Annotated in this window: 8 protein-coding genes; 6 read left to right on the top strand and 2 right to left on the bottom strand. The window is 67.4% G+C overall.

The genetic code is table 11. The annotated features are described in order from the left end of the window. Positions 1-188: 188 nt before the first annotated feature. The gene (locus B3H47_RS01590) at positions 189-1637 is read right to left on the bottom strand and encodes a GGDEF domain-containing protein (RefSeq protein ID WP_286985561.1); all 1449 of its coding nucleotides are present in this window, start codon (positions 1635-1637) and stop codon (positions 189-191) included. 313 nt (positions 1638-1950) lie between these two features. Here B3H47_RS01590 and B3H47_RS01595 point away from each other — a divergent pair, with 313 nt between their 5' ends. From B3H47_RS01595 to trxC, 5 genes are all read left to right on the top strand, one after another. Continuing rightward, complete coding sequence (locus B3H47_RS01595) at positions 1951-8361, top strand: non-ribosomal peptide synthetase (RefSeq protein WP_286985562.1); 6411 nt, start codon at positions 1951-1953, stop codon at positions 8359-8361. Positions 8362-8375: 14 nt separating this feature from the next. Beyond that, positions 8376-9230, top strand: coding sequence for a helical backbone metal receptor (locus B3H47_RS01600; RefSeq protein WP_286985563.1), 855 nt, complete (start codon positions 8376-8378; stop codon positions 9228-9230). A gap of 98 nt (positions 9231-9328) precedes the next feature. Next, the gene (locus B3H47_RS01605) at positions 9329-10024 is read left to right on the top strand and encodes a carboxymuconolactone decarboxylase family protein (RefSeq protein ID WP_286985564.1); all 696 of its coding nucleotides are present in this window, start codon (positions 9329-9331) and stop codon (positions 10022-10024) included. Between the two features lie 38 nt (positions 10025-10062). Beyond that, on the top strand, positions 10063-10554 hold the full coding sequence (locus B3H47_RS01610; protein WP_286985565.1) for a DUF6790 family protein: 492 nt from the start codon (positions 10063-10065) through the stop codon (positions 10552-10554). A gap of 327 nt (positions 10555-10881) precedes the next feature. Further along, positions 10882-11298, top strand: a complete 417-nt coding sequence (gene trxC, locus B3H47_RS01615; RefSeq protein ID WP_286985566.1) for a thioredoxin TrxC — start codon at positions 10882-10884, stop codon at positions 11296-11298. Positions 11299-11338: 40 nt separating this feature from the next. Here trxC and B3H47_RS01620 read toward each other — a convergent pair whose 3' ends face one another. Next, entirely contained in the window at positions 11339-12010 is a 672-nt protein-coding gene (locus B3H47_RS01620; RefSeq protein WP_286985567.1) for a PhaM family polyhydroxyalkanoate granule multifunctional regulatory protein, read from the bottom strand. 173 nt (positions 12011-12183) lie between these two features. On the opposite strand from B3H47_RS01620, the gene B3H47_RS01625 reads away from it, so the two are divergent. Continuing rightward, positions 12184-13368 carry a DUF3108 domain-containing protein gene (locus tag B3H47_RS01625; RefSeq protein ID WP_286985568.1) on the top strand — a complete coding sequence of 395 codons (1185 nt, stop codon included), beginning with the start codon at positions 12184-12186 and terminating at the stop codon, positions 13366-13368. Positions 13369-13546 lie beyond the last annotated feature (178 nt).

The following is a 13546-nucleotide window of genomic DNA, read 5'->3' on the forward strand; positions in this document are numbered from 1 at the left end:
GCAGCACCACCAACAGACTGAGCCCAAGTTCTGCATATCCCATGATCGATCTCCCAAGTCAGGTCGGCCCGGAATCAGACCCACCGAGGCGAGACGCTCTGCGCCATCGCCTTGGAGCTATCCTATTGCGAATAATTCTTATTTGTAGGAATGCCCTCATGATTCAGAGGGGAAAGCGAGGCAGAGGCTCAGTCGCAGTAGAGCTCGGTGCGATTACGCCCGCCCTGTTTGGCGCGATACATCGCCTGATCGGCCATCGACAGCACCCGGTCGATGCTCTGCACCGGCGCATCGCATCCCGCGATGCCCAGACTCAGGCTCAAGCGCACCACTCCGGCCGAGGTCTGGAACGGGTGCGCCGCGACGAACTCGCGCACCCGTTCCGCCACCTCCAAGGCCTGCGACGCGCGCATGTGCGCGAGCAGAATGCAGAACTCCTCGCCGCCCATGCGAGCGAACACATCGCCCTCGCGCAAAAGCGACAGCACCACCTGGGCAAACTCCACCAGGATTTCGTCCCCCACCGGGTGGCCATAGCGGTCATTGATCTGCTTGAAATGGTCGAGATCGATCAGCATGATGCAAGGCCCTGGCTGCCCTGCGGGCCGCGTCCGCAGGGCGTGCTCGACCATGGCGAAAAATCCGCGCCGGTTCTGCAGCCCGGTCAAGGGATCGGTGTGGGCCAGCGCGCGCAATTGCTGTTCAAGGTGCTTCTGCGCTGAAATTTCCACCATCCCGGTGACAATGCAGTCCTCCCCGGCAAAGCGCAGCGCGCGCATGGACAAGAGCGCGTCCACACCCTGCCCTCCAACCGTCTTCAGCCGCACTTCAGCCTGACGCACCGTGCCCTCGGCTTGCAGACGCTCGAGCAACTGCAGGCGCTGCGCCGGATTTTCGTAAAAATCGGTCGTGAACACGTCGCCGTGCGAGAGATCATGCGGGTCGAACAGCACCTTCGCCGCCGCGTTGTAGCGCAACACCCGGGAATCCGCCACACGCACCAGCACCAGTGGCATCGGCGAGGCGTCGAACAGGTGTTCGAGGTTTTCCTCGCTTTGCTCGGCGCGCTGCCGCGCCTGCTGGGCCGCCTGCGCCTGCTGTTCGAGTCGGCGTCGGTCCAGCCAGGCCAGCCGCATGCCCCGGCTGTGCGAGACCGCAATCTGCCATCCTGCCACGTTGGCGAAGCCGAACAGCACCAGCGCGATATTGACATATTTGGCGTCAAAATGCAGCGAAGTCCAGACAACGAGCGCGAACAGTACGGTAAACACTCCGCCCACCCACATCGCCTCGCGTCGCATCACGGGCACATAGGCATAGCCGGCAAAGATCAGCGCCAGCGCGGTGATCGAGTGATAGTCCGCGCTGCCGCCATAGGCCAGCACCACCAGCAGGAACAGCACCATGATGCTCAGCTCGAAGCCGAGCAGCGCCGTCGCCACACGGCGCACATCCGGCACCTCCTTGGCCCGACCCACCCGCGCCAGCCACAGCCCCCAAGCCAGAACACCAAACCGCGCGACCAGCAAGCTCCAGTACACCGCCGTTGGACCAAGCACCGAAAGGTCGGTAAAGGTGGCGGAGAGAAAGGCCAAGGCGCCATAAAGCCCGATCTGCCGCACACGGTGGCCGATCACACCCCATTCCGCGCGGATGAAAACCTCGTCCTGCTGACGGTCAGAGAAAAGCCCATCCCCCCGATGTGCCAGGAAGGATCCGCTTCACCGGGGGGCGCAACCGCATGCAAAGAGTCGGACATGGACAAATTGGCACATCAACAAAACACGCATCGTATTGCCCAGACTACGCTTCGTAAAACTCGCCCTCCAAACGGAAGCGAAATAGTTCACAAAACCGGCCCGAGTTGAAGTCAGCCGTCATCAAGCCCCTCCTAAGATGCCGCAAACAGCAGAAAATTCGTCTCTGCCGCACCCGACTTCCTCTTTCTGCATGTCAACCACGCTCTTGAGCCATCTCCCAGACGCCGACGCCACGCCCCGAGCCTGTGACGAGCGCTGGCCCTTGAGCCAAACCCAACAAGACATTCTGCTGCGCCAGGAGTTGCTCGGCAGCGCCATCTACAACATCGGCCTGACCGTGAGCATCGACGGCGCGCTCGATGTGCTCGTGTTGCAGCGCGCCATTCAGGAAGTCGCCGCCGCCGAACCCATGCTGCGCGCCCGCGTGGTCGAGAGAACAGAAGGCCCGCGGTGGCAGATCGCCTGGGCGCAGTCCTGGCGATTGCCCTACACCGACTTTTTCAGCGAGACCCACAACCCCGACCGCGCCGCCCAACTCGCCGCGCAAGCCATCGAGGCAATCAAAACCGAACCTACACCCCCGCAAGGCCCCCTCCTCTGGAAATCCGCCCTGTACCGCACCGCCGCGCAGCGCTACGCCTGGCTGCTGTGCTTCAACCACCTTCTGCTCGATGGCTATGGCGTCATGCGGGTCGGTCAGCGCATCGCTCAACGCTACAACGAGCTGCTGGACAATCCTCTGAGCGCCCCGCCGCAGCCCGGGCCCGACTACGCACGGTTCCTCGAAAGAGAACAGGCCTACCTGCAGTCCGCCCGCTTCGAGCGAGACCACACCTTCTGGCAAAACCGCATCGCAAGCGCCCAAACGTTGGCCGCGGTTTCGGCCCCCGACCTGCAAACGCCACCCGAACCGCTGGTGCATCAGTGGCGCGTTAGCCCATCGACCTGGGCGCACTATCTGCAACAGGCGGCCGAACAGGGCCTGACCCCGGCGCAGGGCGTCCACTTCTTTCTGGCAACGTACATCGCGCGCGTGACCGGACAGGCCGATGTGCTCATCGGCATGCCGCTGCACAACCGCAAGGACGCCCTCGACAAACAGACCGTCGGTCTGTTTGCCAACACCCTGCCCCTGCGACTCAACACCGCCGAAGGCGACCGCCTGCCCAGCCTCATGCGCGCGCTGGCCGAAGACACCCGGCAGATCCTGCGCCATCAGCAATATCCGCTCGACCGCGCCCTGGCGCGACAGCCGCCCCGGCAGGGCATCGCCGGCATGCACTTCGACCTGATGGTGTCGTTCGAAGACTTCGATCCGCACGCCACGCTGGGAAACGCCCGCCTGTCTTTCGCCCCCTTCAGCGGGCAACCCGGGTTTGCGCCGATCGCCGCCTATGTGCGCCAATACGGCGACTCCGAAAATCGGCCCATCGATCTGGTGATCGACCCCCGCGCTCCTGCCGCGCTGCGGCATACCGAATTTCTCAGCGCCCGTCTCGATCAGCACCTGGCCGAACTCATCGCCCATCCGCAAGCCCGTCTGCGCGATCTCGACCTGCTGTGCGCCCAAGAGCGCGCCGCACTGGCCGCGCTGAACCACACCGCCCAGGCCCGCCCGGCGCCGCAGTGCATGCACCTGCTCGTCGCCGAACAGGCGCGCGCCACGCCGCAGGCCGCCGCGGTGCGCTTCGGCGACACCCAGCTGAGCTACGCCGAGCTGGAGCAGGCGGCCAACCGCCTGGCGCACACCCTGCGCGGTCTGGGGGTGCAACGCGACGTGCTCGTTCCCGTCATCATGGAACGCCGCGTGGAACTCGTCGTAGCCCTGCTCGCCGTGCTCAAGGCCGGCGGCGCCTACGTTCCGCTGGACGCGGACCTGCCTCCCGAACGCCTGCAGCGCATCCTGCTCGACACCCAGGCCCGGGTCGTGCTCGCGCAGCGGTCGCTGCACGCTGCCGTGCGAGCAGCCGCGGCTTCGGAGACGCCACAGCTTCTCGATGCCGATCTGACGCCGCCCTACGGCGACGTTGACGCCCCTGTCACCGACAGCACGCCCGACGATCTCGCCCTGGTCATCTTCACCTCGGGCTCCACCGGGCAACCCAAGGGCGTGATGATCCCGCACCGCGCCCTGTGCAATCACAAGCTGTGGAACGCCCGCGTGCTCCAGTTCGGCCCGCACGACCGGCTGCTGCAAAAATCCTCGCTGAGTTTCGACGCGTCGATCTCCGAATTTTTCATGCCCCTGATCTGCGGCGCGGCGGTTCACCTCGCCCCGCCCGGCCTGCAGCGCGATCTGCCCGCCCTGTTGCAATTCGTACGCGAACAGGGCATCACCCACCTCACGCTCGCGCCCTCCACCGCCCGGGCGCTGGTGGACGACCCCCAGCTGCCCGCCTGCACCAGTCTGCGCTACGTTCAGTTCGGCGGCGAGCCGCTGGACGCCGCCCTTGCCGCGCGCTTTCAGTCGCTGCTGCCGCAGGCCACCCTGCTCAACTACTACGGCCCGAGCGAAACCACCGAAGACAGCACGCTCTACGTCGTGGACGGCCCCATCACCCAGACGCGCGGCAACCTGCCCGTCGGACGACCGATCGACAACACCCGCGCCTACGTGCTCGACGAGCAGTTGCGCCAAATGCCCTTCGATGTCACCGGCGAAATCTGCATCGCCGGTCCGGGCGTGGCGCGGGGCTACCTCGGCCAGCCCGAACTCACCGCCCAGCGGTTTTTGCCCGATCCCTTCTGCCCCGGTGAGCGCCTGTACCGCACCGGCGATCTGGGCTACTGGTCGGCCGACGGCCAACTGCACCTCGTTGGCCGCAATGACGAGCAGATCAAGATCCGCGGTTTTCGCATCGAAATCGGCGAAATCGAACGCCGCCTCGCCGCCCACCCCGCCGTGGCGCAAGCGGCGGTCGTTTCCTGGAAGCCGCGCGAAAACGACCCGCAACTGGCCGCCTATATCGTCTGGCGCGAAGGCCATGACCTCGCTTCGGTTGCCGCACTGCGTCAGACGCTGCAGATCAGCCTGCCGCACTACATGGTGCCCAGCGCCTGGCAAGTGCTGCCCTCCCTACCTCTGACCCCCAGCGGCAAGATCGACAAACGCGCCCTGCCCGTACCGCAGCTTGAAGCCGCCACGACCCTGCCGCGCCTCTCGCCGCGCACCCCCACTGAACAGACCCTGTGGGCCATCTGGCATGAGGTGCTGGGCACCGAGGCTTTTGGGGTGCTCGATCACTTTTTCGAGCTGGGCGGGCACTCGCTCACCCTCACCCAGGTGCGCTCGCGCATCCAGCAGCACTTCGGCATCGAACTGCCTCTGGCCGATCTGTTCACCCACCTCACCCTCGCCGAACTGGCGGCGCAAATCGACCAACGCCAGCATCTCGCCAGCCCGGCTGACGTCATACCCGCCGTCGATCGCAGCGGCCTGCTGCCCACCTCGCTGTCGCAGCGGCGCATGTGGGTCATCCAGCACTTTCACCCGGAATCCGTCGCCTACAACATCACCGCTCCGGTCAGGCTCAAAGGCGCTTTCAATCTGAGCTTGTTCGAGCGCGCGCTCGATCTACTCATCGCCCGTCACGAAGGCTTGCGCACCCAGTTCGTCCTGCGCGGCGAGGAGCCCGTACAGATCATCCTGCCCGCCCTGCGCGTGCAGCCCGACTATCGCGACCTGCGCTCGCTGCATGCCGCCGAGCGCGAAAACGCCGCCCGCCAGATCGCCTCGGCGCTGCTGGCCCAGCCCTTCGACCTTTCCGCGGCGCCCCTGTTTCGCATCAGCATCCTGCAAATGCAAGACGACGAGCGGGTGCTGCTCTGGGTGTTCCACCACGCCATTGCCGACAATTGGGCGCTCGCCGTGTTGTCGCGCGAAACCCTGCAGATCTACGCCGCACTGCTGCGAGGCTGCACCGATCCGGCCGACATGGGTCTGGCGCCCCTGCGCACCCAGTACGCCGACTACGCCGCCTGGCAGCGCAGCGCGACGGTCAGCGCGGCGCGCGAGTCACATCTTCAAGCGTGGCTGCAAAAGCTCGAAGGACTGACCGATCTGCCCTTGCCCACCGACTATCCCCGCCCGGCGCAACCCAGCTTTATGGGCCATACGATTTACGCCCCGCTGTCCGAGCCGCTGCAGCGCGCGCTGCAAGGCTATGGCGCGCGCCACGGCGTCACGCCGTTCATGGTACTGCTGGCCAGCTTCAACGTGCTGCTGGCGCGCCTGAGCCGTCGCACCGACATCGCCGTGGGCACACCCATCGCCAACCGCCACCATGCCGCCACCGAGCAGCTCGTGGGCACCCTGGTCAACACCCTGGTGATGCGCAACACGGTCGAGCCGCAAGCCACTTTCGATCAGCTCATGCAGCAGGTGCGTGCCACCGCCCTGCACGCCTACGCCCACCAGGACGCCCCGTTCGACGAGCTGGTCGACCGTCTGGGCGCGCAGCGCGCCGATCACCCCCAAGACCTCGTGCGCGTGCTGTTCAACGTGCTCAACGCCCCGGCGGGCCAACTGGCCGATGTGCCCTTCACCTACGAAGCCTTCGATTTCGACCGCGTGGCCGCGCAGTTCGACCTGTCCATCCACGTCGATACCGAGTTCACCCACCGCATCCAGCTCGAATACGCCACCGATCTGTTCAGCTTGGATACCGCGCAGCGCCTGCTCGACAGCTATGTTTTCCTCACCGAGCAACTGCTGGCGCAACCCGCTCTGCCTGTGTCGAGTCATGCCCTGGTCACGTCCACCCAGCGCGCCGTGCTCGGCGAGTGGAACACCACGCCACAGCCGCTGACCGCGCCGCTCACCTTGCCCGCCGCGCTGCAGCTCGACGCGCCCGACCGCCGCAGCCGCCTCGCCCTCACCGACGCGCTGGGCCATACGCTGCGCTACGGCGAACTTCACGCCCGCGCGCTGGGCATCGCCCACCACCTGCGCCAGATGGGCGTGGGACGCGGCGACCGCGTCGGGCTGTGCCTGCACCGTCAGGCCGACATGCTCGCCGCGCTGCTGGGGGTGCTGCAGTCTGGCGCCGCCTATGTCCCGCTCGACCCCGGCTTTCCGCCCGAGCGCCTGCATTACATGGCCACTGATGCCCAGCTGCGCTGCCTGCTCACCCAGACCGCGCTGCTGCCGCTATTGGCCAATGCCGACGTGCCGCAACTCGCGCTCGACAGCGCGCCGCTGGCCGGGCTACGCCGCGACGCCCCCCTCCCGCCCGACCCCGCCCGCGACGCCCGCCCCGAAGACCCGGCCTACCTGATCTACACCTCCGGCTCCACCGGGCAGCCCAAGGGGGTGGAGGTGCCGCACCGCGCCGTGGTGAATTTTCTGCGCAGCATGGCGCGCGAACCCGGGCTGCAAAGCGACAACGTCCTGCTCGCCGTGACCACGCTCTCGTTCGACATCGCCGTGCTCGAACTGCTGCTGCCGCTGACCGCGGGCGCGCGCGTGGTGCTGGCCGATCACGCCCAGTCGCGCGATCCCTTTGCCCTACGCGACCTGCTGCAAACCAGCCTGGCCACGGTGCTGCAGGCCACGCCCTCGACCTGGCGCATGCTGCTCGACGTCGGCTGGCCCGGCAACCCCGACCCCTCCCGCCCCCCCAGACTTCGCGCCTTCATCGGCGGCGAAGCCCTGCCCGCCGATCTGGCGCCGCGTCTGCTCGCCGCCTGCGCCGAAGTGTGGAACCTGTACGGTCCGACCGAAACCACCGTCTGGTCCACCTGCTGGCGGGTGCAGCCGGGGCAGCCCATCGTGATCGGCCGGCCCATCGCCAACACCCAGGTCTGGATACTCGATCCGCAGGGCCAGCTCTGCCCCATCGGCACGCCGGGCGAAATCCACATCGGCGGCGCCGGCGTCACGCTGGGCTATTTCCAGCGGCCCGAACTCACCGCCGAGCGCTTCATCCCCGATCCGTTCAGCGCCGATACCCAGGCCAGTCTGTACAAAACCGGTGATCTCGGCCGCTGGCGGCACGACGGCCAGCTCGAACACCTAGGCCGTCTCGATCATCAGGTGAAAATTCGCGGCTTTCGCATCGAACTGGGCGAAATCGAAGCCGCGCTACGCGAGCAAGCCGGCGTGGCCACCTGCGTGCTCACCACCTACGCCCCCACCCCGGAAGACGTGCGCCTCGTCGCCTACCTCGTGGCGAAGCCGGGCGCCGCAACCAACCCGGCCGATCTGCGCCAGGCCCTGCGCGCGCGCCTGCCCGACTACATGGTGCCGCAGCACCTCGTGCCGCTCGACGCCTTGCCCCTGCTGCCCAACGGCAAGCACGACCGCGCCGCGCTGCCCGCACCCCAAGCCGCCGCCCCGACAGCGCACACGCGCCAAGCCTCGCGCCTGCCGTCCACGCCGCAAGAGCAGCAGATCGCCGCCATCTGGCGCGAGCTGCTCGGCGTCGAGCGGGTGCAGCTCACCGACAACTTCTTCGATCTGGGCGGCCACTCGCTGCTGGCCATGCGCGCCGTCATCGCCATCGAGCAGCAGCTCGGCTGGCGCATCGCCCCGCGTCGGCTGATTTTCGAAAGTCTGGGGCAGCTCGCCCGCCCCGGCGCTGCTGAACCTCACACCGTCTGAGCCCGGCGCCCGCCATGCCCGCTGTGCCCGTCTGCGACGCCCTCGGCCAGCCGATTGCCGCAGCCGACGCCCAGGCGCGCATCGCCAGCCTGGTTCCCAGCCTGACCGAAACCCTGTTCGCCCTCGGGCTGCGGCAGCACCTCGTGGCCCGCACCGGGTTCTGCGTACATCCCCGCGCCGAGGTGCGCGCCATTCCCAAGGTCGGCGGCACCAAAGACGTTCACCTCGACGCCCTGCGCGCGCTGCAGCCCACCCATGTGCTGGTCAACATCGACGAAAACACCCGCGAAACCGTGGATGCGCTGCGCACCTTCGTGCCCCACATCATCGTCACCCATCCGCAAGCCCCGCAAGACAACCTGAGCCTGTTCGACCAGCTCGGCGCGGCCTTCGGCAGCCTGCCCGGCGTGACCGAGCGCGTCGCCGCCCTGCGCCAGCAGTTGCAAGCCGTACTGGAGGAGGTGCAAACCCGCCCCGGCGCGCCGCGCAACGTGCTCTACCTCATCTGGCGCGATCCGTGGATGACCGTGGCGCGCGATACCTACATCAGCCAAAGCCTCGCCGCCGTGCGCTGGCACACCCTGCCCGAGGTGCTGGGCGGGGATGGCCTGCATCAGCCCGGCCGCACCCGCTATCCGGTGTTCGACTGGTCGGCAGACTGGCTCGGCGCGGTGGACGAGGTGCTGCTGTCCAGCGAGCCCTATCGCTTCGGCGCCCGGCATGCGGCCGAAGTGCGCAGCCTGCTCGCCGCGCGCGGCTTGCACCCGGCCGTGCGCTGCATCCCCGGCGAATGGGCCAGCTGGTACGGCGTGCGCGCCATCGACGGCCTCAGGCAACTCGCCGCACTGGCGCGCAACGCCAGCGCCTGAGCCCTGCCCGGATGACAGGGACGGCGCGCTGAAGCCGCTGGCCTCAGCGCACAAGCGGGGCTACAGTCCAGTCATTCCATTTTCTTTATGTTTCCATCATGCCGCGCATCGCCTACTTACCGCAACACCACGCCGAGCCCGAAGAACTGGTGGCCGCCATACGCCAGCGGCGCGGCGGAGAACTGCTCAACCTCGACCGCATGCTGCTGCACAGCCCCGCATTCGCGCGCGGCTGGAATGGCCTGCTGGGCGCGGTGCGTGGCGAGCTGGAGCTCGAAGCCGATTTGCGCGAACTCGCCATTTGCGTCGTGGCGCGACTCAATGGAGCCGAGTATGAATTCATGCATCACGCCCCGCTGTTTCTAGCCGCCGGCGGCTGCGCCGAGCAGCTCGCGCTGCTGCACGACATTCCTGCGGCGGTGGAAAACCGGCTGGCGTTCTCCCCCCGCGAGCGCGCAGTGCTGGCGCTCACCTACGACATGACCCGGCGCGTGCGGGTGAGTGAAGCGCATTTCGCCGCCGTCCGCGCCTTGCTGTCGCCCAAGCAAGTGGTCGAGCTCGTCGGCGTGGTCGCCACGTACAACATGGTGTCACGGTTCCTGGTGGCGCTCGACGTGGGCATAGAAGACCGCTCTCAAGGAAACGCAGGGCCGCCCCAAGTTTCCTTGTCCACCTCGCAGCTTGCAAGCTGCTCGGATTCGGCTCCGTCCAAGCTGCCGCAGGGCAGCTTGGAGCCGCGGGCCTCATCCCCCACGGGGGGCGGGCAGGGCGCAGCCCGGTCCAGGGGGCGCTAAGAGTCGGACGCAGCGCACTGAAACAACAAGGAGACGGCATGAGCGCATTCTGGCCGCTGTTTGCGCAACAGGCGCTGCACTACCGCACCTTCACCCTGATCGTGATCGGCCTCGTGCTGGGAGCGCTGGCCTTGCTCACCAGCAAACGGGCGCGGCATGATCTGCGGGTGGCGCAAGTGCTGCTGCGCTGGTTTTTGCTGTGCGCCGTCGGCGTGGGTTTTCTGGGCGTGAGCCTGCAGCATCTGCTGCCGCACGCCGCCCCAGACCCGGCCGGTTTTCAGATCGGCCTGGCCGCCGCAGGGTTTGCCGCGGTGGGCGTGGCCAGCGCCTGGGGCGGCATCGGCATGCGGCTGGCCGCGCTGCTCGGGCCCACGGTCTGGATCGTCGGTGCGCTGCTGGGCACACCGGCGGGCGCGGTCAGCGTGTTCCGGCCCGGTGATCTGCTCCTGCCGCTGGTCGGCTTTGCCCTGCTGGTCTGGCAGTTCCGCGCGCAGCGACACCGCAGCGTATTTGCCCGTTCGCGGCTTTGATCAATACCCCCCCGAAAGCCTCGCTGCGCCCGGCCCTCTCCCCAAAGGGGGCAAGAACCCCTTGGGGCGGCCCGGCGGGGTTCTCTGACCAGCACCCCCCCGAAAGCCTCGCTGCGTTCGGCTCTCCCCCCAAGGGGGCGAGAACCCCTTGGGGCGGCCCGGCGGGGTTCTCTGACCAGCACCCCCCGAAAGCCTCGCTGCGCTCGGCTCTCCCCCCAGGGGGGCGAGAACCCCTTGGGGCGGCCCGGCGGGGTTCTCTGAACCTCTGGGTTGAAAACCGTCTGGCCATGCCGCATATTCGCGGTATTGCTATTTGGAACAACCGCCATGCTCATCGTCTGCCCCCACTGCGCCACGCTCAACCGCGTTCCCGACGACCGCCTGAAGGACGCCCCGGTCTGCGGGCAATGCGGTCAGGAAATCCTCCCGGCCGCCCCCGTCACCCTGACCGATGCCAACTTCGAGCGCTTCATCGCCAAAAGCGAGCTGCCCGTGCTGGTGGACTTCTGGGCGGAGTGGTGCGGCCCGTGCAAGATGATGGCGCCGCAGTTCGCCCAGGCGGCCATCCAGCTTCAAGGCCGGGCGGTGCTGGCCAAGGTGGACACCGACGCCAACCCGCAGGTGTCGGTGCGCAGCCGCATTCGCAGCATTCCCACCCTGGCGCTTTACCGCGGCGGGCAGGAAGTCAAACGCCAGTCCGGCGTCATGCCGGCGCAAGAACTGGTGCGCTGGGTGGGCGTATAAGTCGGCGCATAAGTCGCGCCCCTCCGAATCGACCTGCGACTCAACGCGATGTTTTGCCGGTCGCTTTGCTTGCTGCCTTGACTGTCGCCTTGCCGCGTTTGGCCGCAGGCGGTGCGGGCCGGGCGGGCGTTTTTCGAGCCGCACTGCCCGCAGTCTTAGCCGCAGGTTTTTTCGCCGCGGCCTTCTTCGCCCCAGGTTTGGGTGAGTTCACCGGCACGGCCGAACCCGCAGGCGCTGCCCCGCCCTCCTGCAACGCTTGGCTCGCCAACTCGGTGAACTGCTGGGTCATCGCATTCCACCACTGCATCGGGTCGAACAGCGGCGATGCACCCGCTGCGGCCTGCGGCGGCTCGGCGGAGTTAGCCGGCTCGGCTTGCGGCGCCTCCGTGGGCTGCACGGCGGCGGGCGCCGGTGGCGGCTCGGCCACCATGCCCTTGGCAAAGTCCTGCATATCCACATTCATGGTCTTGAGCGCCCGCAAGGTCATGCGCTGCACCTCTAGCGCCTGAATCATGTTTTGCGTCATGCGCGCATTGGTTTCCAGCCAGCTCAGCACGGCCTTGAGGTCGGTGATCTTCTGCTCGATCTCTTCCACATCGAGGGTCGGCGCCACCCAGTTGGCAAACTGCGAAGGCATGCCCGCGCCTTTGAGCAGGGTCTGAAAAAACTCCATGCCGGGAATGAAATCCTTGAACTCGGGAATTTGCGCCATGACGGCCTCCTCATGCGTTGTGCGGGGGATGGGTGCAGCATACGCGCGGCGCTGCCAAGCGAGAACCCGCATCCGCCCTGCGAACACTCCCAAGCGAACGGCAAAATAGCAGGCATGTTTCCCCGCTCAAGCCGCATCGCCGCACGCCGTTGGCTCGCCACGAGGCCCTGGCCATGACGCCTGATCGGCGTACCCGCGGGCGGCCGGGCTGGCGCGCTATCGCGCTGCTCGCGCTGGGGGTGGTCGCCCTGCATCTGGCCGCGCTCGATTGGCTCGGCGCCGCTTTCCGCCCACTGGCCGCTGGCAAACTGCCCGAGCCGATCTACACCCAGCTTCTCAAACCCACGCCCCCCGTCGTCACTGCGGCACGCCCTGCGCCCGCGCCGCCGCCCAAGCCCGCCAAGGCGAAACAGCCACCGGCGCTACAGCCTGCACCCATGCCTGCGCCCAAGCCCGCAGCCGACATCGTCCGCCCCCGCCCATCCGAAACCGTCGCCTCCCCTGCGCAGGCACCTCCGGCTCCGGTGGAAGCCCTCAGCGCGCCACCGCCGCCCACATCGGCGCCGCTTCTGGCCGCCGCGACCAGCCTGGGTGACCTGGCGCCAGCAGACCAAGTCAGCCAGCCCGCGCGTCCCATCCCCACTGAATCCAGCCCGGCCCCCGCGGCCAGTGCACCGGCCTCAGCCGCGGCCCCGCATCCCTGGCCACCCTCCACCCGGCTGTCCTACACCATCACCGGCTACTGGCGCGGCCACCTGCACGGCAGCGGCGCATTGGTCTGGACGGTCGATGGCGACCACTACGAGGCCCGCCTCTCCGGCAGCGCGCTGATCGGCTTTTCCTACCGCAGCACCGGCCGCATCGAGGGCGACTGGCTCGCGCCCTCGGAGTACACCGAGCGCGTGTTCACCCGCGAGAAATCCGTGCGTTTCGACCGCGGCGACAACACCCTGCACTTCAGCGCCAGCCCCGCAGTGCTGCCCCTGCCGCCTCATGTGCAAGACAGCGCCAGCCTGTTTCTGCAACTCGCCAACCGCCTCAGCGTCGCTCCCGACGACTTCCACCCCGGCGCCACGCTCAGCTTCGCCGTGGCCCGACCCAGCGGCATGGCGGACTGGGCCTTCAACATCGCCGGCATGGATTTCGTGGATACCCCGATCGGATCACTGCCCTGCTGGCATATCGTGCGGCAGGCCACGCAGACCAACGAACTCGGCGCGCAAATCTGGCTGTCGCCGCAGCTGCAAAACCTGCCCGTGCAAATCCGCTTGCAACATTCCGCTGATAGCTATCTGCTTTTCACTCTCGACCACGCAGAACAAGCCGGCGCGGCGGCCCCAGCATCGGCCAAGCCATGAAAAACGCCGCGCAGAGCGCGGCGTGTGCGGCGGGGAAAAGAGAACGACTCAATGCGGCGGCAACACCGGAATCATCCAGGTCAGCACATGCTGCTGCAGATACACCAGGATGCCCAGCAGCAAGGTGAGAAACACGCTGTGCTTGAAGGTGCGGGGTATGCGTCCAGCAAACCCATCT

It is taken from the genome of Thiomonas sp. UBA7699, from assembly GCF_002482605.1.
Taxonomy (GTDB): domain Bacteria; phylum Pseudomonadota; class Gammaproteobacteria; order Burkholderiales; family Burkholderiaceae_C; genus Thiomonas; species Thiomonas arsenitoxydans.